The sequence below is a fragment of the Sphingomonas sp. HF-S4 genome (assembly GCF_032911445.1).
Classification (GTDB): Bacteria; Pseudomonadota; Alphaproteobacteria; order Sphingomonadales; family Sphingomonadaceae; genus Sphingomonas; species Sphingomonas agrestis.
Map to the genome: position 1 here is coordinate 3,263,606 of NZ_JAWJEJ010000001.1, position 23,748 is coordinate 3,287,353.

The following is a 23,748-nucleotide window of genomic DNA, read 5'->3' on the forward strand; positions in this document are numbered from 1 at the left end:
GCCCATGTAAGGGTGCCGAACTAGCTCTTCGCGACCACCGTCGGCGCAACGTACCGACGACCCATAATCGGATAGAGCATGTACCAGGCCGCCCAGCGCGCAGTCGCCGCGCACCCCCTGTCTCGTTTCGAAGAGCCGCTGCGGATCGCGCTCTTTTCGGGCAACTACAATTATGTTCGCGATGGCGCAAATCAGGCGCTCAACCGTCTGGTCGAGTATCTGGAGCGGCAAGGTGCGAGCGTCCGCGTCTATTCGCCGACGTCGGACCAGCCTGCCTTCGCGCCCCAGGGAACGCTCGTCTCGGTGCCGTCGGTCGCGCTGCCGGGACGCGGCGAGTACCGCCTGGGACTGGGCCTGCCACCGTCGATCCGACGCGACATCCGATCGTTCCGGCCCCACCTCGTTCACGTCTCTGCGCCCGACTGGACCGGAAGCGCTGCCCAGCGGCTGGCGCGCACGCTGGGCGTGCCGATCGTAGCCAGCCTCCACACCCGCTTCGAGAAATATGCCGATTTCTACGGCGCCCGCTTTCTGCGGCCTACGCTCGAGCGGCATTTGTCCCGTTTCTATGCTCGGAGCGATCGCGTGCTGGTGCCGACCCGGGCGATTGCGCGCGAGTTTGTCGAAGCCGGGCTGGCGGACAAGATCGGGTTGTGGAGCCGGGGCGTGGATCGCACGCTGTTCGACCCGGTCCGCCGGTCCAACAGCTGGCGCTTGCGCAACGGCATCGCGAAGGATCGCGTCGCGCTGATGTTCTTCGGTCGATTGGTGCGCGAGAAGGGCCTGGCCGAGTTTGCCGAGGTGTGCGACCGGCTCGCCGCGGCCGGCACGCGGATCCAGCCCGTAGTGGTCGGCGAAGGGCCGGCGCGGACCTGGTTCGAGCGACGCTTGCCAAGCGCGCGTTTCACCGGGCATCTGATGGACGAGCCGCTCGGCGAGGCGGTTGCCAGCGCCGACATCTTCTTCAATCCCAGCACGACCGAGGCATTCGGCAATGTGACACTGGAGGCGATGGCGGCCGGCGTGCCGACGGTCGGCGTGGACGTGCCCAGCGGCAGCGCGCTGCTGGGCCAGGGGGCCGGGCTGCTCTACCCAGCGGGCGATCTCGACGCTGCCATAGCGGCGATCGCTCGCCTCGCAGCGTCCCTGGATCTGCGCGCGCGGATGCGCGTGCGTGCGCGGGAGGCGAGTGCTGCCTATGACTGGGACAGCGCGTCGCACCAAGTGTGGGAAACGTATCTCGAGTTGCTCGGCGGCGCGGAAAGCCGCGACGGAGCGCCGCGCATCGCGCCGGCGCCCGGCATGTGAGCTCGCTGTAAGCTCGCGAACCGCATCGCCCACGCCACCCTCGGGCCATGCACGCTCCCAGCAGTGTCGGCCAAACTCCACGGAGCATCCATGCGTTTTTCCCCGATTGCCTTCGCTTGTGCCGCACCGATGCTGGCCGGGCTGCCCTTGGCTGCCAGCGCCCAGCAGGCGCCCAGCATCCCCGAGCCGATGGTCTTCGACATGGTCAGGCCGCTTGGCGCGCGGCAAGGCGAGCTCGAGGTCAACGCGCTGGCCGAACAAAGCCTGTCAGGCCCGCACCGCAAGGTCGAATGGGCGCCGGAAATCGAATATGCGGTCGCGGATGGCTTTGCCGTCGAGCTCGAGCTGCCCTTCGAAGGCGCGCGCGTCACCGACTACAAGCTCGGCCTGCAAGGCACGTTCGGCACCTTTGACCGCGGGCGCGCGGTCCACGGCGTACAATATCTCGGCCTCTACAATCGCGCCTCGGCGCGGTGGGAGAACACTCTGGTCTATCTGCTCGGCTATCGCTTCGACGCGCGCTGGAGCATGATCGCCATGGCCGGCATCGGCGACGTCACGTTCGGCGGGACCGGCCGCAGCAAGCTGATCCTCAATCAATCGAGCTTCTACGACCTCTCCCATTCCACCACGCTCGGTCTGGAGGTCAATCACAGCCGTGGCGGCGAGGACCGCACGCTGTTGATGCCGCAAGTCCACCAGGCGCTGAAGGAGGGGTTGAACATTCAAGTCGGCATCGGCGCGCTGCGTCAGACGAACGAGCCGTGGCGTCCTCGCGCCGCAATCCGCCTGATCAAGGAACTCTGACCTGCATTCTGCATCGCGGCCCGAACCTTCCGCTAGCTGCGGTGCCATCACGGGCGGAACGCGCGAAATCCAGGGTGATTGTGGTTTCGCATAGGGTGATGATCTCCCGCTTGGGAAAAGTCGACGGGAGTTATCCTGGCTGCAGCCCAAATATGGGCGATCCCAAGCGTCGCCGGGATTCGGCACAACTTTCAGGAGGAATACTAGGCGGTCTGCTGGTGGATCGGCCCGGAGTCAGCTCACCACTTCATGCGCCGCACCGAGCAACTTTCGCACGCTCTCGCGATTTTTCCCTGAAAGCTGACAGGCAGGAAGTGCCGATGTCGGTCGTTTGGTCCCGTCCGGGCATAATGAACGCATGACGATCTTCGGGATCGCGCCGGGTTCGGCTGACCGGTGGAGTGGGCGCCTAGCGGTGGCTCAGTTTTACGGTACGCACTGGCTGCCGGATCGGACGGCATCGATTCAGCGCACCCGGCAACGCTCTTAGATAAGTACGTTCTGAGGCCGCCGCGGCGGTGTAACTACGCCGCGGCGGTGTAACTACGCCGCGGCGGCCGAAGGCGGCACAACCGCGCACGCCGTCCGTCCCCAACCCGTCGCGCTTCGAATGCGAATTCACACCCGGCGCAAGGCCGGGGTGGCGGGTTGGGGATGGCGCGCCTAGCCGATGTCCGTCACTCCGCCGCAATCCCCGCCTTCGAGAACATATCCCCGCCCTCGCTCGCGTCCTCGTTCGCTGCGGGGACGGCCTTGGCCTTCTGCCGCTTGTCGAACGAATCCCACACGTCGTTCCACTGCCCGCGAGTCGCGCCCTTCGAATATTCGGTCGCGCGTTGCTCGAAGAAATTGGCGTGCTCGACACCGTTCAGCAGTGGCGAGAGCCACGGGAGGGGGTGCTCGTCGATCATGTAGATCGGCTTCATGCCGAGCTGGCCCAGCCGCCAGTCGGCAATGTAGCGGATGTACTTCTTGATCTCCTTGGGCGTCATTCCGCTGACGGGACCCTGCTCGAAGGCGAGATCGATGAACGCGTCCTCCAGCCGCACCGTCGTCTGGCACATGTCCATGATGTCCGAGGTGACCGACTTGGTCAGGCAGTCGCGCTCCTTCACGAAGGTGTGGAACAGCTTGATGATGCCCTCGCAATGGAGCGTCTCGTCGCGGACCGACCAGGTGACGATCTGGCCCATGCCCTTCATCTTGTTGAAGCGCGGGAAGTTCATCAGCATCGCGAAGCTGGCGAAGAGCTGGAGCCCCTCGGTGAACCCGCCGAACATCGCGAGCGTCTTTGCGATGTCCTCGTCATTGTCGACGCCGAAGGTGCCGAGATAGTCGTGCTTGTCCTTCATCTCGCTATATTCGAGGAACATGCCATACTCGCTCTCGGGCATGCCGATCGTGTCGAGCAGGTGCGAATAAGCGGCGATGTGCACTGTCTCCATGTTGGAGAAGGCGGCGAGCATCATCTTGATCTCGGTGGGCTTGAACACGCGGCCGTATTTCTCGTGGTAGCAATCCTGCACTTCCACGTCGGCCTGGGTGAAGAAGCGGAAGATCTGGGTGAGCAGGTTGCGCTCGTGGTCCGAGAGCTTCTGCGCCCAATCGCGGCAATCCTCGCCGAGCGGCACTTCCTCGGGCAGCCAGTGGAGCTGCTGCTGGCGCTTCCAGAACTCATAGGCCCAGGGATATTCGAACGGCTTGTAGGTCTTACGCGCTTCGAGAAGGGACATGGAACTGCTCCAACAACAATCTGGATAGGGGAAAGGATTCAGGATTCGATCGGATTGATCTGGTTGACGATGCAAGAAGTGCCGACGGCCGAGTCGATGTAGATCGTGAAATTCTTCTTGCTGGCGGCCCATTCGGTCAGGAACACGCTGATCATCGCCGAGCTGGATTGCGGGACCAGCATCCAGCCGACCGACGGCGTGCCGCAGAGTGTCGGGACGCGATTATCGTCCATTCGGACCATCAGGCCGGCGGTGGTCGAGGTGATATCGACCACCTTGCCGACAATGAAGGCCGGATAGGGATCGCTGGCCTGTGACGGCGAGGCTGCGAATGCGCAAGCGGCGAGCGATCCGGCCAGCGTCAGCGATTGCCGCGACCTCATATGATTCCTCCTGTAGTAACGAACACCACCGCGAAGCCGCCGAGGAACAGGCCGAGGGCGAAGAGCATCATCCCGGAGATGCGCAGCGCGTAGCCGGTCGCTAGCGTGTCGGGCAGGCGCAGCGCAGTGCGGGTCAGCGACGGACGCAGCAGCGTCGTCAGCCCCAGCGCCCCTGCGGTGCCGGCCAGTCCGGCCATCAAGGCGAGGCTCCGCGTCACTGGTGGTCGATCACCGTGGTACGCTTCTCGCGAATCACCCGGTCGCGATAGACGACCTTCTTGCCGCGATTGGCGCCGACGCCGAACACGACGATGCCAAGGAAATAGCCGAAATCATACCAGCCGCCATTGTTGGGCACCGCGTAGACCGCGACGTCGGGCATCACCAAGCTGAGGAACCAGGCGACGGGGAAGATGAAGCCGTGCCACAAGCCCCACAGGAAGCCCGGCGCCTGGGGCGCGACGCCGCTCGACACCTGGGTCGCGCAGGCGGCGAGCAGGGTCAGCGCGGCGAGCGCGATCGCGGTGCGGATCTTCGTCATGCAACACTCCGTTGGTATGGATGACAGCGCGCCCGCGGTGCTGCATCGTTTGCGTGCGGTGCGCGTTGGACGCCCGAACCTGCCAGAGGAGAACCAGCATGGCCGACGCAAGTGCAATCAAGGAACATATGGAAGTCATCGGCGCCGACGGCGTCCATGTCGGCACGGTCGACCATGTCGAGGGCGACCGCATCAAGTTGACCAAGAAGGACAGCGGCGCCGAGATCGAGGGTGCGGAGGGCGCGCATGCCGGGCACCATCACTACATCTCGCTCGGGCTGGTCGCCGACGTCGAGGGCGACCAGGTACGCCTGAGCGCCGCTGCCGCGAATGCCGTGCTGTTCGAGGAGGAAGAGTCCGAGGGCTGAGGGTCTAACAGACCCCGACTCCCCCTCACCCTTCCCACGCGCTTCGCGCGCGGGGCCCTTCCCTCTCCCACAAGGAGAGAGGGAGATTGGAGTCACAAATCCCTCTCCCCTTGTGGGAGAGGGAGATTTGGGATTCTCCGGGCGACCTACCCCAGCCACCTCACTGGCACGCCAGGCATTCGTCGTAATCGCGCGACTCCACCTCGAACTTGGGCGCGGCGATCGTGTTGTCGGCTTCCACCCCGCCGGCGAAACCTGCACGCTGGACGCTCTTCGAGCGGAGATAATAAAGCGACTTGATGCCGAGTTCCCAGGCGCGGAAGTGGAGCATCAGCAGGTCCCACTTCTCGACATCGGCCGGGATGAACAGGTTCAAGGACTGCGCCTGGTCGATATAGGGTGCGCGGTCGCCGGCGAGCTCGAGGATCCAGCGCTGGTCGATCTCGAAGCTGGTCTTGTACGCGTCCTTCTCTTCCTGGCTGAGGAAGTCGAGATGCTGGACGCTGCCGCCCATCTCAAGGATCGAATTCCACACCGCGTCGCTGTTCTTGCTCTTCTCGATGAGCAGCTTTTCGAGATAGGGATTCTTGACCGAGAACGAGCCCGACAGCGTCTTGTGGGTGTAGATGTTGGCCGGGATCGGCTCGATGCACGCGCTGGTGCCGCCGCAGATGATCGAGATCGACGCGGTCGGCGCGATCGCCATCTTGCAGCTGAAGCGCTCCATCACCCCCATGTCGGCGGCGTCGGGGCACGGCCCGCGCTCGACCGCGAGCTGCATCGAGGCTTCATCGACCTGGCGCTTGATCTGCTTGAACATGCGCAGGTTCCACGACTTCGCCATCGCGCCTTCGAAAGCGAGGCCGCGTGCCTGGAGGAAGGAGTGGAAGCCCATCACGCCGAGGCCGACGCTGCGCTCGCGGCTCGCCGAATAGGCAGCCTTTTCCATGCCGGGCTCGGCGCGCTCGATATAGTCGGTCAGGACATTGTCGAGGAAACGCATCACGTCCTCGACGAAACCCTTCTCGTCCTTCCACTCGTCCCAATTCTCCAGGTTGAGCGACGAGAGACAGCACACCGCGGTACGCTCGTTGCCGAGATGGTCCTTGCCCGTCGGCAGCGTGATCTCACTGCACAGATTCGAAGTCGAGACCTTGAGACCGAGATCGCGGTGATGCTTGGGCATGTTCGAATTCACGTGATCGGCGAACACGATGTACGGCTCGCCGGTGGCGAGACGAGTCTCGACCAGCTTCTGGAACAGCGCGCGGGCGTCGACCTTGCCCCTTTCGCTCTGGTCCTTGGGGCTGCGCAGCGTCCATTCGGCACCGTCGCGCACCGCTTCCATGAACGCGTCGGGAATAAGCACGCCGTGGTGGAGGTTGAGCGCCTTGCGGTTGAAATCGCCGCTGGGCTTGCGGATCTCGAGGAACTCCTCGATCTCGGGGTGCGAGATGTCGAGGTAGCAGGCGGCCGAGCCGCGGCGGAGCGAACCCTGGCTGATCGCGAGAGTGAGCGAATCCATCACGCGGACAAAGGGGATGATGCCGCTGGTCTTGCCGTTGAGGCCGACCGGCTCGCCGATGCCGCGGACACTGCCCCAATAGGTGCCGATGCCGCCGCCGCGCGAGGCGAGCCAGACATTCTCGTTCCAGGTGTCGACGATGCCGCCCAGGCTGTCGGGCACCGAATTGAGGAAGCACGAGATCGGCAGGCCGCGACCGGTGCCCCCGTTCGACAGGACCGGCGTGGCGGGCATGAACCACAGCTTCGAGATGTAATCGTAGATGCGCTGGGCGTGCGCGGCATCGTCGGCATAGGCCGAGGCGACGCGGACGAAGAGATCCTGATAATTCTCGCCGGGAAGCAGATAGCGGTCGCGCAGCGTCTCCTTGCCGAAATCGGTAAGCAGTGCGTCACGCGAGTGATCGACTTCGAGCGTGTAGAGCGGCGGCGCAACGGCGCGCGTGTCCTGGTCCTTGCGCGGCTTCGCCTTGGTCTCGGCGGCAATTGTGGCTTCGGCAACGGTATCGTTCACGCTGTTTTCCGTGTCCCTGAATTCCATGGCTTCGGACCCCTGTATCTGACTCAGCACGCGCCCCTGGAGGGCCAAGATGTTCGACTCGGGGGCAGGGTACCGATGGTACCACGGGTGCGGCTTTGCGCGAGAACAAAAGATGTCCATCGCGCCGAAACCCAGGCACAGCAGCGCCCCTCCGCATATGGTAATGCGGCACAGGTTCTACCAGTGCTTGAGCTTGCCCCTCAGTGCAACCACTACAGATTGTGCCAAACCGAGTCCGGGCACAAGGGGTTAAATGCGTCATCAACCAAACGGTTCGTCGCTAAAATGACTCGGTTCGCAGACGGCCCAAAGGCGGCCACACGCCGCGACGCATGGTCAATCCTCGCCTCCCCGAAAGGCAAGAGAACACAGCGCGAACCGAAAAAATTTTCCGGGGGAGGAATCGGTGGACACTATAGGTAGTGTTTCGCGGCCGGCACGGGTTAGGTTCGATGCCGGTATTTGGGGGATGGGTAATGCGAATCGGGTTGCTCGCCATGGCCCTGACGGCGAGCGCGCCGGCAGCGGGACAGGATATCGCGATCGGCGAGCTGCCGTCCTCGGTCGCGGCGTTTCAGGAAAAGTCTATCGACGAACTCCAGGCGATGATAGCGACGGATGCGCAAACCAGCGCGGGAATCACCGAATTGTATATCGAGCGGATCAAGATGCTCGATCGCAACGGGCCGACGCTGCGCTCGGTGATCGCGGTGTCGCCCGACGCGCTCGACCAGGCGCGGGCGAGCGACGCGCGGCGCAAGGCGGGCAGGCTCAAGGGGCCGCTCGACGGGGTGCCGGTGCTGATCAAGGACAATATCGAGACGCGCGAGCTGCCGACCACCGCGGGCAGCCTGGCGCTCGCCGACAACTGGCCGAAGCGCGACGCGCCGGTGGTGGCGCAGCTGCGCGGGGCGGGCGCGGTGATCCTGGGCAAGACCAATCTGAGCGAATGGGCCAACATCCGCTCGGACAATTCGATGAGCGGATGGAGCGCGGTCGGCGGGCTGGTGAAGAATCCCTATGCACTCGATCGCACCGCGTGCGGATCGTCGAGCGGATCGGGCGCGGCAGTGGCGGCGAGCCTCGCCGCGGTGGCGGTGGGAACCGAGACGGATGGTTCGGTGGTGTGTCCCGCGGCGATGAACGGGCTGGTCGGCTTGAAGCCGACGCTCGGGCTGGTGAGCCGCACCTATGTCGTGCCGATCAGCCATAGCCAGGACACGCCAGGGCCGATGGGGCGCAGCGTCCGCGACGTGGCGATCCTCTTCTCGGCGATGATCGGGAGCGATCCCAAGGATGCGGCGACCAAGAGCGCCGACAAATATCGTCGCGATTACGCCGCCGGCCTGTCGGTGGACGGGCTCAAGGGAATGCGCATCGGCTGGTGGAAGCCCGAGATGGCTAGCGACCTTGCCGCACGCTTCGACAGGGCGCTCGACGAGCTGCGCGCCGCGGGGGCGGTGCTGGTCGAGGTCAAGCAGCCAGAACTCAAGGGACTGGGCGATGCCGAGGGCGAGGTACTCTACACCGAATTGAAGGACGACCTTGCCACCTATCTGGCGACCACCCGGGCTAAGGTGCGCAATCTGGCGGACGTGATCGCGTTCAACGAGGCCAACAAGGCATTGGAGATGCCGTTCTTCGGACAGGAGAGTTTCGAGCGTGCGCAGAAGACCCGCGGGACCAGGGATGCCGAATATCTCGGCGCGCGGGCCAAGTCGCAGCGGCTTGCCGGGCCCGAGGGGATCGATGCGATGCTCAAGGCGGGCGATGTGCGGCTGCTGGTCACGCCGACCTATGGCACGCCGTGGCTCAGCGATCCGGCGCATGGCGACCAGTTCGTCGGACCTTCGGCGAGCCAGTTGCCGGCGGTGTCGGGCTATCCGCATTTGACCGTGCCGATGGGGCTGGTCGATGGGCTGCCCGCCGGATTGTCGTTCATCGGGACCGCCTATGCCGACGGGCTGCTGCTTCAGGCGGGGTACGCCTATGAACAGGCGACCCGTGCACGGGTGGCGCCGCGCTACCTGCCGAGCGCGCCCGCCGATCTCGGGCCGCGGAAGCTGCGATAGGCGCGGCTTACGCGCTGCTTCCCTGTGCTCCGGCGAAGGCCGGAGCACAGATAAGAGCGTTCGGCAGGTTCAGGTGGCAGTTGCCGCAAACCGCCGCGCCACGCGCATCTGCCACAGCACGATCAGCGGCACTTCGATCAGCTCGATGCCGAGCCCGATACGGTGGCCCAGCGACGGCATGCCGACAAGCCCGAGCGACAGCAGCCGGAACGCGCCGCCGATCACGACCAGGAATGCGAGCAGCCGCAGCCGCGAGCCCTTGCGCTCGATCCCAGGGATGCACGACGCGAACAGCAGCAGCATGCCGAGGAACAGCCCCGATATGTAGCGGAAATGGCTGTCGAGATCGGTCGGGACGACGGGCGGATGGCCAAGAAAGCGCGGGCCCCCGGTCACGCCGGCGATAGCGGCGGTGAGCGGCAGCAGCAGGGTGACCGCCATCACGCCCTGGAGCAGGCGCTTCTCGGCGCCGGGGCTCACTTGCCCTCGAGCTCGAGCAGTTCCTTGCGGACATGGATCGCACCCAGCGACATGCGCACTTCGATCAGGAAATAGATCAGGCCCGCCATCAGCAGCAGCATCGAGATGACGAAGGCAATCGCGACGATCGCGCCGACATGCAGCCCGAACAGCCGCGACACGAACATCAAAGCGACGACGAAGCACGTGGCGAGCGCGCTGGAGACGCACAGGAAGATCGCCTGGTTGATCACCGAGATACGCTTGTCGATGAGGCGGAGTTCCCAGACGTGGCGGTCATGCTCGGGCCCGGTCGAGCGCGGGTGGATCTCCTCGAGGCTGCGCGCGCGATCGACGATTCGCGCGAGGCGCCCGACCATCACGTTGAGGATCGCGCCGATGCCGGCGAGCAGGAAGACCGGCGCGATGGCGCTCTGGATCGTGTCGGCGACGGTCGAGAGATAGGGGCCTGGGATCATCGCGGCGACTATGGCGCGGTCGTGCGCCCGCGTGAAGCCGCTACGCAAGCGGCTCACGGCTTGGTAACCGATGCGGCCTAGGATCGCCGGGATGACCAAGCCGATGCCGCTCGACGCGTTTCCGCGCCTGACGCCCCTGCTCGCCGCCGAATGCGTCGACGGGCTGGCCGCGAGCATCGACGCCGTTGCCGCGCGCGCGGCGCCGACCCACCGCTTCCTGCGCTACGGCTGGTTCGCCGCCGCGCTTCAGGCCTATGGGGGTGCGGCGTGGACGATTACGGTCGCACGAGAAAGCGAACCGGTGGCAGCGCTGCCGATCGTGGCGAGGGGGCCGGGCTGGCTCGGGCTGGCGAGCGTTCCGGGATGCTATTGGCCGTTCCGCAGCTTCCCGGTGCGCGAAGATGCCGGAGTCGAGGTCGGCGAAGCATTGCTCGCGCGGCTTGCCGAGACAGCGAATGCGCTGCGCCTGGGCCCCATCTGCGACGGGGATCCGGGGCTCGAATTGCTCAAGGCGGCTGCCGAGGCGCGGGGCTGGGTGGTGCTGGACCGCTTCGTCGCCGACAGCTTCCTGCTCGATATGGCCGCGCTTCAGGCCGAGGGGACCTGGCCGCGCAACTCGACGCTGCGGAAGAACCGGTTTCATGAGAAGCATCTGGGTTCGCATGGCGCACTCGACTGGGCCTTCGTGTCGGGAGGCGATTGGGATTCAGACGCGTTCGATGCGCTCGCCGAGATCGAGCGGAAAAGCTGGATCGCGGCTAGAACCGATGGCTCGGACGCCAAGTTCACGCCCGAGGGGCATGGCGGCTTCTGGCGTGCTGCGACCGCCGATCCGGTGGTGGCGGAAATGATGTGGGCGGCGGTGCTGCGCGTGGACGGCAAGCCTGCTGCATTCTCGTTCGATCTCAATGCGGGATCACTGAAATATGCGATCGCCAACAGCTATGATCCGGCGTTCGCGAAGCACTCGCCGGGCAAACTGCTCTATTATCGTAACCTGGTGCGCGGGATCGCAGACGGCATTTCGACGGTCGACTGGGGCGCGGGGGACAGCGGCTACAAGCAGGTGATCGGCGCCGACCGCGGCCCGGTGATCCGCGACTGGCTGTTCGTGCGGCCCGGACTGCCGGCGCTCGCCGGGCGGATGCTGCGCGGGTTGTGGCGGCGCAGTGGGCATACCCAGCAACCTACCGTCACCCCGGCCGAAGTGCCGGAGTGACGGTGGTGGGTCAGGCGGCGAACGCCTCGGCATCGATCGCGTACAGCACATCCGCCTTGGCCATCGCAGCCGCCTTCAACCCCATCGCCTCCGGAACGATCTGCTCGACATAGAAGCGCGTCGCCGCTGCCTTCATCTTGAGGAACGTCGGATCGACTTCGCTTCGGGCGGCGATGCGGCCGCTTTCCTCCATCAGCCAGCCGCATACCGCGACCGAGAGCATCGTCAGGAATGGGTAGCTCGCGGCGAGGCGGTCGTCGGTCTCTGCCGACAGCAGGGTGCGCCCGACTTCCTCGCATGCATCGATCAGCCGGAGCAGTTCGCCATCCTCGGCGTCGCCGCGCATTTCCGAGAGCAGGCCGAACAGCGTGCCGCCATTGTCCATGCTCAGCTTCCGCCCGACCAGATCGGCGGCCTGGATGCCGTTGGTGCCTTCGTAGATCGGCGTGATGCGCGCGTCGCGGAAATGCTGGGCGGCGCCGGTCTCCTCGATATAGCCCATCCCGCCGTGGACTTGGACGCCGAGCGACGCGACTTCGTTGCCGAGATCGGTACCGTGCGCCTTGGCGAGTGGGGTGAGCAGCTCGACTCGCGCGTTGGCCGCGGCGTCGCCGGCATGGCCGCGGTCGAGCTGGCCAAAGGCGTAATAGACCAATGCGCGCGCCGCCTGAGTCTGCGCCTTCATGCGCAGCAGCATGCGGCGGACGTCGGGATGCTCGACGATTGCGGCAGGTGCGCCGGCGCGAACGCCCTGGACGCGTTCGCGGGCATAGCCGACTGCGCGCTGGGTGGCGCGCTCCGCGACCTGGACGCCCTGGAGGCCGACATTCAATCGCGCATTGTTCATCATCGTGAACATCGCGCGGATGCCGCCCATTTCGCCGCCGATCAGCTCGCCGATGCAATCGTCGTGATCGCCGAAGCTCAGCACGCAGGTCGGCGAGGCGTGGAGCCCCATCTTGTGCTCGATCGAGACGACGCGGACGTCGTTGAAGGTCCCGTCGGCCCGGACCTTGGGGACGAGGAACAGCGAAAGCCCCTTGGTGCCCGCGGGTGCGTCTGGCGTGCGCGCGAGGACGAGGTGGACGATGTTGTCGGCCATGTCGTGGTCGCCGAAGCTGATGAAGATCTTAGTGCCCTTGATCCGGTACGTGCCGTCGCCGACCGGCTCGGCCTTGGACTTGAGCGCGCCGACATCGCTGCCCGCCTGCGGCTCGGTGAGGTTCATCGTACCGGTCCACTCGCCGGTCGCGAGCTTGGGGAGATACAGCGCCTGCTGCTCGGGCGTGCCGTGATGCGCCAGCGCCTCGATCGCGCCGACGGTGAGGATTGGCGCGAGCGCAAACCCCATATTGGCGGTGCCGAGCGTCTCGAGCACGGCGATCGACAGGCTGACCGGAAGGCCCTGCCCGCCAAAGGCCTCGGGGGATCCGATCGTGCCCCAGCCGCCCTCGACATAGGCCTTGTACGCCTCGGCGTAGCCCGCGGGCATCCTGACGCCATCCTCGGTCCATTTGGGGCCCTCGGTATCGCCCAGCCGTTCGAGGGGTGCCCATTCGCCCGCGGCGAATTCTCCCGCACCTTCGAGCACCGGGTCCATCATCTCGCCCGCCTCGGGGCTGATTTCCGCGAGGCGGACGATATGCTCCAGCACGAAGCGCTGCTCGGCGGTGGCGGGGGTGAACATGATGCCTCTCTTGTCGTCCTGTTTCCTGCGCTATAGCCCCCCTCGCGTGAGCCCGACAAATCCCCGCATCTTACCCTACGGCGAGGCCGCCATCGCCGAAGCCGCCGCGCTGATTCGGAGCGGTGATTGCGTCGCGGTGCCCACTGAGACGGTGTATGGACTCGCCGCCGACGCAACCGATTCGCAGGCCGTCGCGCGGATCTACCAGGCCAAAGGGCGGCCGAGCTTCAACCCGCTGATCGTGCATGTCCCCGATCTCGAGGCGGCAGAGATCATCGCGGTGTTCGACGATGCCGCGCGGCGGCTGGCGGAGCGCTTCTGGCCGGGGCCGCTGACGCTGGTGCTGCCGGTAAGACGCGAGGCGGGGATTTCGTCGCTGGTGACCGCGGGGCTGGAGACGATCGCGATCCGCGTGCCCGATCACCGCGCGATGCAGGCGCTGCTCGATGCGAGCGGCGTGCCACTGGCGGCACCTTCGGCCAATGCCAGCGGAGGCATCTCTCCGACCCGGGCGGCGCATGTCGCGGCGAGCCTGGCGGGGCGGATCCCGCTGGTGATCGACGACGGACCGACGTCTGCGGGGATCGAGTCGACGATCGTACGTGGCCGAGAAATCCTTCGGCCTGGCCCGTTGACTTGGGCCGACCTGTTCCCCGGCGAAGGCCGGGGAACAGTCACGATGCAGCCCGAGACTGGGCCCCGGCCTTCGCCGGGGAACAAGGAGGGGATCACTGCGCCCGGTCAGCTCGACAGCCATTATGCGCCTGGCAAGCCGCTGCGCCTGCATGCGACGATCCGGCAGGACGGCGAATGGCTGATCGGCTTCGGCGCAGTGCCGGGCGACGATACGCTGTCGATTCGCGGCGACCTGGTCGAAGCCGCGGCGAACCTGTTCGATGCGCTGCACCGCGCGGATGCGTCGGAAGCGGTGGCGATCGCGGTGGCGCCGGTGCCCGAGACGGGCATTGGCGTTGCGATCAACGACCGGCTCAAGCGGGCGGCATTTCCGCGCTGAGCTCCCCTCCCTGCAAGGGAGGGGCTGGGGGTGGGTGCGAGCGAAGCGAGCCCAACGAGTTGCAGGGAGTAAAGAAAAGGCCGGGCATCGAGCCCGACCTTTTCTAACCCACCCCTGACCCCTCCCTTGCAGGGAGGGGAAAAGGTCAGGCCGCCGCCCCTTCCTTGGCCTTCGCCGCGAAGCTTTTCCGGAGCTTCCGCAGCTTGGGCGGGATCACTGCGAGGCAATACGGGTTCCGCTGGCCTTCGCCCTGCCAATATTCCTGATGATAGTCTTCCGCCGGATACCAGTCCGACAGGGGCTCGATCGTGGTGACGATCGGTGCCGGCCAATCCGCCGATGCGCGCGCGATCGCGGCTTCGGCCTCGGCCTTCTGTTCGTCCGAATGCGGAAAGAACGCCGAGCGATACTGCGTGCCGACATCGTTGCCCTGGCGATTGAGCTGGGTCGGGTCGTGCGTCGCGAGGAAGATGTCGAACAGCTCGGCGGTGCTGATCTGATCGGTCTCGTAGGTCACCCGGATCGCCTCGGCATGGCCGGTGTCGCCGCCGCAGACCTGCTTGTAGGTCGGGTTGGGCACGTTGCCGCCGATATAGCCGCTCTCGACCTTGCTGACTCCAATCACGTCGTTGAACACCGCCTCGGTGCACCAGAAGCATCCGCCGGCGAGCGTCGCGGTTTCGACTGTCATTTCATTCTCCTTGTCGCGCCCAAGATAGGTGGGGGTTGGCGCAGCGCAATCGCCCCTCTAGGCGAGGCGCGACAAAGGAGATCCGAATGCGCGACGGTACAGTGCTGGTGACGGGCGGTGCGGGCTATATCGGCAGCCACGCGGTGCTCGCGCTGCTCGACGCGGGGTGGAAGGTCGTCGTGGTCGACAACCTCGTCACCGGGTTCGACTGGGCCGTCGACAAGCGCGCCAAGCTGGTCGTCGCCAATATCGAGGACGAGGCCAGGATCCGCGCGACGATGCGCGACGAAGGCGTCATCGCGGTAATGCATTTCGCAGGATCGGTGGTGGTGCCGGAGTCGGTGAGCGACCCGCTCAGATATTACCGCAACAACACCGTTGCGAGCCGCTCGCTGATCGAGAGCGCGGTGGCGTCGGGGGTGAAGCATTTCATCTTCTCATCGACCGCGGCAACCTACGGCATCCCGGAGAAGGTGCCTGTGTCCGAGGACAGCCCCAAGGTGCCGATCAACCCCTATGGCATGTCCAAGCTGATGACCGAGTTCATGCTGCGCGACGTCGCCGCGGCGCATCCGATCAATTACGCGGCCTTGCGCTATTTCAACGTCGCCGGCGCCGATCCGCAGGGCCGCTCGGGCCAGTCGACCGCAGGGGCGACGCACCTGATCAAAATTGCTGCCGAGGCGGCGACGGGCAAGCGATCGTCGGTGTCGGTGTTTGGAACCGACTTCGCCACCGAGGACGGCACCGGGGTGCGCGATTACATCCACGTCACCGATCTCGCCGCGGCGCATGTCGACGCGCTCGACCTGCTGATTGCACGGCCGCAGGAGAGCCACACGATGAACGCGGGCTATGGCCGGGGCTTTTCGGTGCTCCAGGTGCTCGACGCGGTCGATCGGGTGACCAACCGGACGATCGAGCGGAAGCTCGAAGGCCGTCGTGCCGGCGATCCCGACGCGCTGGTGGCGGACAACAGCAAGATCCTGAGCACGCTGCCATGGCGACCCAAGCACGACGATCTCGAAGGCATCGTCAAGGACGCGCTGGCGTGGGAACGCTCGCTGGCCGAGCGCCAGGGCTGACGCCGCCGCCGATGCCTGCTATATCGGGCAGGTGAACGTCGCGCCGCGCCACCCGCTGCTTCCGCCCCCGGCATGACCGAGGACGAATGGGACGCGCTGCGCGATGCGCAGGCTGACGCCGAGATTGTAGCTGGGCGCGGGGTTCCGCATGACAAGGTTCGCGCGTGGGCAAGGAAACTCGAGACCCGGAAGAGACTCCAATGCCACGTGAATGGCTCGAGTAATCTGGAGCCCGCAGGCGCTGCGGGATCTCGACCTAATCCAGAGCTATATTAGGCAGTTCGATCCTGTTGCAGCACGCGCATAGTCAACACATTGGTAGCCGCTGGAGATAGCCTCGAAGCTTTTCCCAACCGCGGTCGTCCCGGCTCGCATAAACGGCGTGAGCTGCCGTCTGTGCCGCCCTATGTAATTCGATATCCTGTCGCCGGAGAGGATGTCATGATCCTGACGGTAAAACACGGCGCGCGCCGGCCGGACTAGTCGGCGGTTGGTTTCGCGCGAAGATACGCAACTCCAGCCCCCACCACAGCAGCGCCCAGCAGCTGCCGAACGCCCAGCCGGCTAGGACGTCGCTGGGCCAGTGGACGCCGAGATAGATGCGGCTCACCCCGATCAGCCCGACCAGCAGCATCGCCACCGCCAGCACGAAGCCGCGCATCCGCCAGTCGCGCACCACGGGGAAGAGCAGCGTCGCCAGCGTGAGGTAGACGATCGCGCTGTTGGCGGCGTGGCCGCTGGGGAAGCTGTGCGAGGCCTCGTCCATCAGTTGCTGGACGATGTCGGGGCGGGCGCGGGCGATCAGCACCTTGATCACCGTTACCGCGAGCCCGCCGAGCGCCGTCGCGCCGATAACGAGCAGCGCCTGGCGGAAGCGGCCGCGCAGCGCGAGGAAGCTGGCAGTGACGATGACGACGAGAGTCAGCACCGTCGAACTGCCGAGCGCAGTGATGTCGCGCACCGCGGAAGGCAGCCAGTGTGGGCCGATCGGCAGTTCGGGATGGCCGGGGACGCGCAGCGCGAGGATGATCGCACGGTCGAACTCGGCGGCCTCGCCCTCCCGGATCTCATGGCCGAACCAGACCAGGCCGAGCAGAATCGCCATCGCGGCGAGGACGACGATTGGCCAGGGGATGCGGCGCGAGGCGCGGCTCTCGTCGCGGAGCGCGACGATCGTGTCGGGGGACGGACGTTCCATCCATCCCCCAATGGCCCAATCGCGTTAGAGTTGCACGCGCAGCGTCGCGCGGAAATCGCGGCCCGCGAGTGGGGCATAGTCCTTGAGCACGCTGGTGTGCCGGCGTGCCTCGACGTCGAAGATGTTGTTCGCCGAAAGCAACAGGCTCGTGTTCGAGCCCGCGCCGAACGGCTTCCAGGCGATCGACGCGTTGACCAAAGTGAAGCCGCTGGTCGGCGTCTCGAAATCGGTGACGCGATCCTGCTTGAAGCTGTGCTCGACTTCGGCGCGAGCGGTGATCGCATCCGACTGCGCTTCGAGCCCGCCCATCAGGCGGAGCGGCGGGATGCGCGGGACCGGGCCCTCGTCGACCAGCTCGGCATGGACGTAGTCGGCAAGCGCGTCGGCGTTGATCGCGAAGCCGCCCAGTTGCGCCAGGCGCGCCGAGCCCTGGACCTCGAAGCCGTAATAGCGGGCATCGGCCTGGTTGTACTGGAATACCGGCAAATCGTCTTCGATCGCGCCGGTGGGGGCATCGTAGATATAGTCGGTGAACCAGCTGTAATGCGCCGCGGCCGACAGGCTCCAGCCATCGCCCGAGCCCTTGAGCGTGCCTTCGATCCCCCAGGCCTTTTCGGTCGTGAAATCGGGGTTGCCGACTTCGAACGCCTGGGTGCCCGCGTGCGGGCCGTTGGCGAACAGTTCCTCCTGCGTCGGCGCGCGCTCGCTGCGTGAGACGTTGACGCCGAAGCGCAGATGCTCGGCAAGCGCATAGCTCGCGCCGAGCGAGGCCGAGACGCTGTCGAAGCTGCGGTCGTATTGCGGATTGCCGATATCGGCGTCGGCCTGCGCATGCAGGTCGTTATGCTCGTAGCGCAACGCCGCCTCGGCCTTGAGCGCCCCGAAGTCGAGCGACTGGAGCGTGAACAGGCCGTATTGGTTGCTCTCGGTGCGCGGTAGGAATTTCTCCTCGCCGACGATGCGGGTGTTGCGCGTCGAGAACTGCCCGCCGGTGACGCCTTCCCATTGTCCGTGCGTTTCCTGGACCAGCTCGAGCCGGCCCTCGAGTCCCTGGCTGTAGAAGGTGGTGCCGACTTCGCCGGTGTCCTCGATCTCGCTGTGGCGATAATCTGCCGCGGCAAGGCGCATGCGTATCTGATGGATGCCGACGATTTCCGTGAGGATGTCGCCGTGGACGTCGAAGCGCGTCTGCTTGGCGTGGAGGCGGACCGCCTCGGCCTCGATCGACGGATCGAGCGAATAGCGGATCGGAACCCCATAGAGGCTGTCATAGCGCGACACCGAGAAGCCTAGGCTGCCGCGATCGTCGACGATCGCCGCGCCACCGGCAATGTCCCAGGTGCGCGCCGCGGTGTTGGGCACTTCGCCCTTGAGGTCGGCGAGTTCCTGGATCTCGGGCTCGGCGCTGGCTGCGGCCTGGGCGCGCAACGCGGGCGTGAGGACATAGCCGCCGCTGCGCAGGTCGCCGGTCTTGGTGTAGCTGCCATCGGCATGGACGACGAGCTTGCCCGCGACGGGCACGTCGACCGCGCCCGAGACCGAGCGCTCGTCGGCTGCGCTGCCATAGCTGGCGATGCCGTCGGCATGGAGCGGGCTCTCGGGCAAGTGGCGCGGGATGCGGCTGTCGATCACGTTGACTACGCCGCCGATCGACGACGGGCTGAACAGCAGTGCAGATGGGCCCCGCAGCACTTCGATGCGATCGGCAGTGAGCGGGTTGATGATCGCCGCGTGATCGGCCGAGGTGTTCGACACGTCGATGCTGCCGACGCCGTCGATCAGCAGCCGCGCGCGATCGCCGGTGAAGCCGCGCAGCACCGGACGCGAGGCATTGGGACCGAACGAAGTCGCTGATACGCCAGGCTGCCGCGCAAGCGTCTCGCCGATCGTCGGACGCAGCTCGCGAGTCAGTTCCTCGGAGGCGAGGATCGCGGTGCCGCCGAGTACGTCGGCCGTGGCGCGGGCGCGCGTGCCGGTAACGACGATTTCCTGGTTGGGCTGGTCGTGATCCTGCGCGACTGGCGCGGGCGCGGCGGGATTGGGGGCAGTGTCGTTGGCGTATGCCGGGAAGGCGATCAACGTGGCGGATGCGAGCAACAGGGTACGCAGCATGGGATATCCCGAACTAAGGAACGTGCTGCGCTGCGGTAACGGAGATGATATAAGGTATCAAGATATTTTGTTGCTGGTTTGGAAGGCAGCGAAATCAGCACCTCCCCCGCTCGCCCGAGCGGGGGAGGTGGCATCAAATCAGAAGCGGTAGTTGAGCCAGCTGCCGAAATAATGCGAGTCGGAGAAGCCAGCCGTCTGGAGTACCTCACCGGCGGCGAAATATTCCCAGCGTCCGGTCAGCGAGAGCCGCGGCGTGATCTTCCAGCTCGCCTGGAGGTGCACCGTGTCGGCGGTATGGTGGCCGTCGAGCAGTTGCGTGCCGGCATAGGCAGTGCCCGCGCCGCGGTAGATCGCGTCGTTCTCGTTCGGGCGCCAGCTGCGCTGATACTCGATGGTGACGTCGAGGGTCTTGATCGGCGAAACCGTGAAGTTGGGCGAGGCCTGGAACAGGTTGGTCGTGAGCAGCGCAGCCTGATAGCTGTAGGCGACGCTGCCCGCAGTGACCGGCCGGGCGTTGTGGATGGTGCCGGTGCCGTAGCTGCCGCCGCCACTGCCGTAATCGAAGTGCACGCCGATCTTGGGCATCCAGCCCTTCTTGTCGAGGACATAGGTCTGCGCGATGAAGGCGCCCCACGCGTCGATCGGGCGTCCGTTGAAGTCGCCGCCCTGGTGCACGACCGTCCAGTCGAGCGTCAGGGCGTCGTAACTGCCCCACAGGCGCGCACCGTAATAATTGCGGATTTCGCGCGCAGTGACGCTGCCCCAGCGCTGCTTGTCGTTGCGCTCGCGCCAGACGAAGGGATCGAGGAAGAGCTTGTGGGTCTTGTCGTCAGCCAGCACGACGCCGGCAGTGACGCCCGAAAAGCGCGTCGCGGGATCGGAGATGTCGTCGCTCAGCCCTTCTGTGCCGATCTTGACGTGCTCGAAGTCGAACAGGTCGACGCGCACATTGGCGAGCTGGGCCCAGCCGCGCACGCCCTGCTCGACGGTGCGGACCGAGAGATTGTCCTTCTGCTGGACGAGGTGCGACGAGCCGTCGGTGAATTCCTGGCGGCCATAGCGCACGCCGAGCGTCACCGGGCCGACCGTCTCCCCGGCCTCGACAAAGGCCTGCTGGGTGATCAGGTCGTTGCGGAACTTGGCGGTCGGGGTGCCGTAATTGTGGCCAGCGAGGCCGCCATGGACGAGCTCGCCATAGAAGCGCAGCGGGCCGACATGCAGATCGGCGCCGCCGACCAGGCGGATCTTGTCCTCGCGGCGATATTCCGAATCGACCATGCCGGGATTCGAATAATAGTCCGAGCGCAGGCGGATTTCGCCCGACAGCGTCAGATAGATGTCGCCGCTATCGTCGATCGGCAGGTACTTCAGCCGGTCGAGGAAATCGTCGCGCTTCTTGGGATCGCGCATGATCCGCCAGTCCTCGGCCCAGCGCGACATGTTGTAGCCGCCGAGCTTGACGCCGTGACCATCGGCCTGTCGCGGATAGGTGCGCGAGGCGGGGTTGGCGGGCGCGCGCTCCTGTGCAGCTTCGCTGGGCGGGACGCCGGGACGCGGCGGCGGCAGGTCCTGCTTGGCGCGCGGATCGCTCGGACCGGTATAGGCCGCGACGACGCGGAGTTCGTCGTTCAGCGGCGCGAGACCGGTCGAAACCGGTGTCAGCGTCTGGGCGGCGGCGGGAACGGCAGTAAGCGCCAGCAGCGAGGTGCCGAGGGCGAGACGAATGTCGGGACGGAACATTGTTCTTCCAGTTTGAGGACAACAGGCACGGTGCGCGCCGAGAACGGCGCGTCCGGTCCTGCGGGTTGGGGTTGAGGAGCGCTCCGTCCCTGGTCGGGGCGCGGTGGTACGGTGGTTAGAAGCTCGCCCACTCGGCCTGGGCCGGGCTGGACGCGGCGCGCGTGCGCTGCGGTGCCGGTGCCGGTGCCGGTGCCGTGGCGGGCGCGGCGCGCTTGGCTGGCGCGGTGCCGACGTTGAAGCGAGCCGACTGGTGCGTGAGCGCCGTGACCTCGCTCGCGAGGTTGCGCGCGGCTGCCGAGGTCTGCTCGACCATCGCGGCGTTCTGCTGGGTCGACTGGTCCATCACGTTCACCGCGGTGGCGATCTCGCCGATCGTCGCCGACTGGGCACGATTGTCGTTGGCCATCGTCTCGACGAACTGGTGAACCTGCTCGACGCTGCCGGTGATTTCGGCAAGCGCGGCGTCGACCTTCTGCACCGCGCTCACTGCGGTGCGGATCTCGGTCTGGGTGGTCGAAAGCTGCTCGCGTGCGCGCTTGGCCTCTTCCTCGGCACGCATTGCAAGCGCCGAGACCAGGTCGGCGACCACCGCGAAGCCACGGCCGGCCTCACCGGCGCGGCCGGCCTCGACCGCGGCGTTCATCGCGAGCACGCGCGTCTGGAAGGCGATCTTGTCGAGACCCTCGATGACGTCGTCGATGCCCTGCGCGCTGCCCGAAACGCGGTCCATCGCGGCGGTGGCTTCCTCGGCGGTGGCGCGGCCGGTGCCGACGATGCCGATCGCCTGCTGCGCGTGGCCGACGGTCTGGTCGGCCATCTCGGTGCCCGACTTCAACCGGGCGTTCATCTGCGACAGCGCGGCCGAGGTTTCCTCGAGGCTCGCGGCGTTGCTCTCGGTGCGGCGGGCAAGGTCGTCCGAAGCCGCGGCGATCTCGCTCGATCCGCTCTCGATGCTGTGCGAGGCGTTCGCCAGCGCCGCGATCAGCTCGCGCAGGTTGCCGAGCGCGGTGTTGAAGTTGCCGCGCAGCGATTCGTAGGTGGCGGGCACCGCATTGGTGATCGTGCCGGTCAGGTCGCCCTGCGACAACGCCTCGAGCCGCTCGCTGAGCAAGCTGACGATCGCGGCCTGGTCGGCATCGGACTGCGCCTTGGCGGCCTCGGCAGCATCCTTCGCGATCGCATTGTCGCGGAAGATCTGGAGCGCGCCGGCCATCTGGCCGATCTCGTCGCGGCGCTCGGCACCGGGGATTTCGGCGCGCGTATCGCCCTCGGCAAGGCTGCGCATCCGGGTGGTGATCCGGCCCAGCGGCGCAGTGATCGAGCGGCTGATCACCAGGATCAGCGCGGCGAGCCCGAGCAGCACGAACAGCACGACCGCGCCCAGACGCATCGCCGCGTCGTTGACCGCCGCCTGGATCTCCGAATTGTACACCCCGGTCGCGATCACCCAGCGCCACGGCTTGAAGCCGCGAACATAGGAAACCTTCGGCTTTGCGCCCGAACCGTCGGGCAGCTTGAAATTATACGATACGAAGCCGGCGCCGTCGGTGGTCGCGCGCTGGATCATCTCGCGATAATGGAGCTTGCCATCGGCGTCGGTATCGTCGGCGACGTTCTTGCCCACCTTCTCCGGCTTGACCGGATGCATGATCATGTTGTGGTCGTTGTCGAGGATGAAGAAGTAATCGTCCTTGCCGAAGCGCATCGAGCGGATCGCCTCCTTGGCGGCGTCCTGGGCCTGCTCGCGAGTCATCCGGCCGGCCTTTTCCTCGGCCTCGAAGCGTTCGAACTGGCTGTAGGCAACGTCGAGCGTCTGCTTGGTGCGGTCGTTGAAGCTCTGGTTGAGCGCGCTATCGAGCCGACTGACCGACAGGCCGAGCACAAGCAGCAGCCCGAGCAGCGACGCCGCGCCGATCGTCAGAATGCGCTTACCAATATTCATTCGCGCGAGCAGCGCCATCTTCAATCTCCAGACCCTTTGCCTGAAGATTATAGAGGGTTCGGCGCGCGACCCTCGGGCGCTAGGGGAATTCCCTTAGGGAAAGCCCGGTAGGGTTGGCGCACCCGGCAGCTAGGCGGCGCGGCCCATCTCCTCCAAATAGAGGCTCTCCAGTTCGACCGCGGTGATGTCCGCCGCGTCGATCATCCGCCGCAGCCGGCCCTCGCGCATCAGCCCGATCCGCGTGCCGACTTCGCGGGCACGGAACAGGTCGTGCGTCACCATCAGCACCGCCGCGCCGGCATTGCGCTGGCGCACGACCAGCGCGTGGAATTCGGCCGAGGCCTGCGGATCGAGGCCCGAAGTCGGCTCGTCGAGCAGCAGCGCGCGTGCCTGCTTGGCGATCGCGAGCGCGATCCCGACCTTCTGGCGCATCCCCTTCGAATAGCCCGATGCGCGGCGGTCCATCGCCGCCTCGGCGAGCCCCGCCTGGGCCAGGCACTGGCGCAGATGCCCAGGCGAGCGATCCTCGATCCCCGACAGCGCGGCGAAATAAGCGAGGTTCTCGAGCCCGCTCAGCTCGCCGAACAATGCGATCTGCTCGGGCACGTACAGCAGTTTGCGCTTGGTGCCGGTGCGATCTCTGCGGACGTCGACGCCGTCGACGCGCGCCTCCCCTGAACTCGGTTCGAGGAAGCCGAGGAACAGGTTGATCGTCGTCGTCTTGCCCGCGCCATTGGCGCCGAGCAGGCAGACGATCTCGCCGGGCGCGACGCGCAGTTCGAGCGCATCGAGCGCGCGATAGGTTCCGAAATCCTTGGTGAGGGCAACGGCTTCGAGCATGATA

21 protein-coding genes and 1 pseudogene are annotated in these 23,748 nt (G+C 66.1%); 8 read left to right on the forward strand and 14 right to left on the reverse strand.

Annotated elements, in window-relative coordinates; translation table 11 throughout:
* Positions 1-78: 78 nt before the first annotated feature.
* Both RZN05_RS14945 and RZN05_RS14950 read left to right on the forward strand, forming a co-directional pair.
* Positions 79-1,308, forward strand: a complete 1,230-nt coding sequence (locus RZN05_RS14945) for a glycosyltransferase family 4 protein (RefSeq protein WP_317227363.1) — start codon at positions 79-81, stop codon at positions 1,306-1,308.
* A gap of 129 nt (positions 1,309-1,437) precedes the next feature.
* A complete protein-coding gene (locus RZN05_RS14950; protein WP_317227364.1) occupies positions 1,438-2,115 on the forward strand; it encodes a hypothetical protein in 678 nt (225 codons plus the stop codon).
* Between the two features lie 677 nt (positions 2,116-2,792).
* Here the strand turns inward: RZN05_RS14950 and RZN05_RS14955 are convergent.
* From RZN05_RS14955 to RZN05_RS14970, 4 genes are read right to left on the reverse strand one after another with little or no spacing between them, the layout of a single operon-like run.
* Positions 2,793-3,848 carry a ribonucleotide-diphosphate reductase subunit beta gene (locus RZN05_RS14955; RefSeq protein WP_317227365.1) on the reverse strand — a complete coding sequence of 352 codons (1,056 nt, stop codon included), beginning with the start codon at positions 3,846-3,848 and terminating at the stop codon, positions 2,793-2,795.
* Positions 3,849-3,886: 38 nt separating this feature from the next.
* The gene (locus tag RZN05_RS14960) at positions 3,887-4,231 is read right to left on the reverse strand and encodes a hypothetical protein (RefSeq protein WP_317227366.1); all 345 of its coding nucleotides are present in this window, start codon (positions 4,229-4,231) and stop codon (positions 3,887-3,889) included.
* Complete coding sequence (locus tag RZN05_RS14965; RefSeq protein WP_317227367.1) at positions 4,228-4,428, reverse strand: hypothetical protein; 201 nt, start codon at positions 4,426-4,428, stop codon at positions 4,228-4,230. Before RZN05_RS14965 ends, RZN05_RS14960 begins: the two co-directional genes overlap by 4 nt.
* 17 nt (positions 4,429-4,445) lie before the next feature.
* On the reverse strand, positions 4,446-4,772 hold the full coding sequence (locus RZN05_RS14970) for a hypothetical protein (protein WP_317227368.1): 327 nt from the start codon (positions 4,770-4,772) through the stop codon (positions 4,446-4,448).
* Between the two features lie 98 nt (positions 4,773-4,870).
* Here RZN05_RS14970 and RZN05_RS14975 point away from each other — a divergent pair, with 98 nt between their 5' ends.
* Positions 4,871-5,140: a DUF2171 domain-containing protein gene (locus tag RZN05_RS14975; RefSeq protein ID WP_317227369.1), complete on the forward strand. Its 270-nt coding sequence runs from the start codon at positions 4,871-4,873 to the stop codon at positions 5,138-5,140.
* A 160-nt stretch (positions 5,141-5,300) separates the two neighbouring features.
* Here the strand turns inward: RZN05_RS14975 and RZN05_RS14980 are convergent, their stop codons facing one another.
* Positions 5,301-7,205 (reverse strand): ribonucleoside-diphosphate reductase subunit alpha, encoded by a 1,905-nt coding sequence (locus tag RZN05_RS14980; RefSeq protein ID WP_317227370.1) that lies wholly within the window; start codon positions 7,203-7,205, stop codon positions 5,301-5,303.
* 476 nt (positions 7,206-7,681) lie between these two features.
* Here RZN05_RS14980 and RZN05_RS14985 point away from each other — a divergent pair, with 476 nt between their 5' ends.
* On the forward strand, positions 7,682-9,277 hold the full coding sequence (locus RZN05_RS14985; protein WP_317227371.1) for an amidase: 1,596 nt from the start codon (positions 7,682-7,684) through the stop codon (positions 9,275-9,277).
* Positions 9,278-9,346: 69 nt separating this feature from the next.
* Here the strand turns inward: RZN05_RS14985 and RZN05_RS14990 are convergent, their stop codons facing one another.
* Complete coding sequence (locus RZN05_RS14990) at positions 9,347-9,757, reverse strand: DUF4345 domain-containing protein (RefSeq protein ID WP_317227372.1); 411 nt, start codon at positions 9,755-9,757, stop codon at positions 9,347-9,349.
* Positions 9,754-10,215, reverse strand: coding sequence for a DUF2721 domain-containing protein (locus RZN05_RS14995; protein ID WP_317227640.1), 462 nt, complete (start codon positions 10,213-10,215; stop codon positions 9,754-9,756). Before RZN05_RS14995 ends, RZN05_RS14990 begins: the two co-directional genes overlap by 4 nt.
* Before the next feature lie 91 nt (positions 10,216-10,306).
* Between RZN05_RS14995 and RZN05_RS15000 the strand changes: the two genes are divergently transcribed.
* Positions 10,307-11,434 (forward strand): GNAT family N-acetyltransferase, encoded by a 1,128-nt coding sequence (locus RZN05_RS15000; protein ID WP_317227373.1) that lies wholly within the window; start codon positions 10,307-10,309, stop codon positions 11,432-11,434.
* A 10-nt stretch (positions 11,435-11,444) separates the two neighbouring features.
* On the opposite strand, the gene RZN05_RS15005 is transcribed toward RZN05_RS15000, so the two are convergent.
* Entirely contained in the window at positions 11,445-13,121 is a 1,677-nt protein-coding gene (locus RZN05_RS15005) for an acyl-CoA dehydrogenase (protein ID WP_317227374.1), read from the reverse strand.
* 1 nt (position 13,122) lies between these two features.
* Here RZN05_RS15005 and RZN05_RS15010 point away from each other — a divergent pair, with 1 nt between their 5' ends.
* Entirely contained in the window at positions 13,123-14,136 is a 1,014-nt protein-coding gene (locus RZN05_RS15010) for an L-threonylcarbamoyladenylate synthase (protein ID WP_394804828.1), read from the forward strand.
* Positions 14,137-14,281: 145 nt separating this feature from the next.
* Here the strand turns inward: RZN05_RS15010 and msrA are convergent, their stop codons facing one another.
* Positions 14,282-14,827: a peptide-methionine (S)-S-oxide reductase MsrA gene (msrA, locus tag RZN05_RS15015; RefSeq protein ID WP_317227376.1), complete on the reverse strand. Its 546-nt coding sequence runs from the start codon at positions 14,825-14,827 to the stop codon at positions 14,282-14,284.
* Positions 14,828-14,913: 86 nt separating this feature from the next.
* Between msrA and galE the strand changes: the two genes are divergently transcribed.
* Positions 14,914-15,912: a UDP-glucose 4-epimerase GalE gene (gene galE / locus RZN05_RS15020; protein ID WP_317227377.1), complete on the forward strand. Its 999-nt coding sequence runs from the start codon at positions 14,914-14,916 to the stop codon at positions 15,910-15,912.
* A 211-nt stretch (positions 15,913-16,123) separates the two neighbouring features.
* A pseudogene (locus tag RZN05_RS20685) lies at positions 16,124-16,395 on the forward strand (type II toxin-antitoxin system RelE/ParE family toxin).
* Here the strand turns inward: RZN05_RS20685 and RZN05_RS15030 are convergent.
* From RZN05_RS15030 to RZN05_RS15050, 5 genes are all read right to left on the reverse strand, one after another.
* A complete protein-coding gene (locus tag RZN05_RS15030) occupies positions 16,352-17,110 on the reverse strand; it encodes a phosphatase PAP2 family protein (RefSeq protein WP_317227379.1) in 759 nt (252 codons plus the stop codon). The pseudogene RZN05_RS20685 and the gene RZN05_RS15030 overlap by 44 nt on opposite strands.
* 24 nt (positions 17,111-17,134) lie before the next feature.
* A complete protein-coding gene (locus tag RZN05_RS15035; protein ID WP_317227380.1) occupies positions 17,135-19,222 on the reverse strand; it encodes a TonB-dependent receptor in 2,088 nt (695 codons plus the stop codon).
* 138 nt (positions 19,223-19,360) lie between these two features.
* Positions 19,361-20,962 carry an alginate export family protein gene (locus RZN05_RS15040; protein WP_317227381.1) on the reverse strand — a complete coding sequence of 534 codons (1,602 nt, stop codon included), beginning with the start codon at positions 20,960-20,962 and terminating at the stop codon, positions 19,361-19,363.
* Between the two features lie 115 nt (positions 20,963-21,077).
* Positions 21,078-22,904: a methyl-accepting chemotaxis protein gene (locus RZN05_RS15045; RefSeq protein WP_317227382.1), complete on the reverse strand. Its 1,827-nt coding sequence runs from the start codon at positions 22,902-22,904 to the stop codon at positions 21,078-21,080.
* 129 nt (positions 22,905-23,033) lie between these two features.
* Positions 23,034-23,744 (reverse strand): ABC transporter ATP-binding protein, encoded by a 711-nt coding sequence (locus RZN05_RS15050; RefSeq protein WP_317227383.1) that lies wholly within the window; start codon positions 23,742-23,744, stop codon positions 23,034-23,036.
* Positions 23,745-23,748 lie beyond the last annotated feature (4 nt).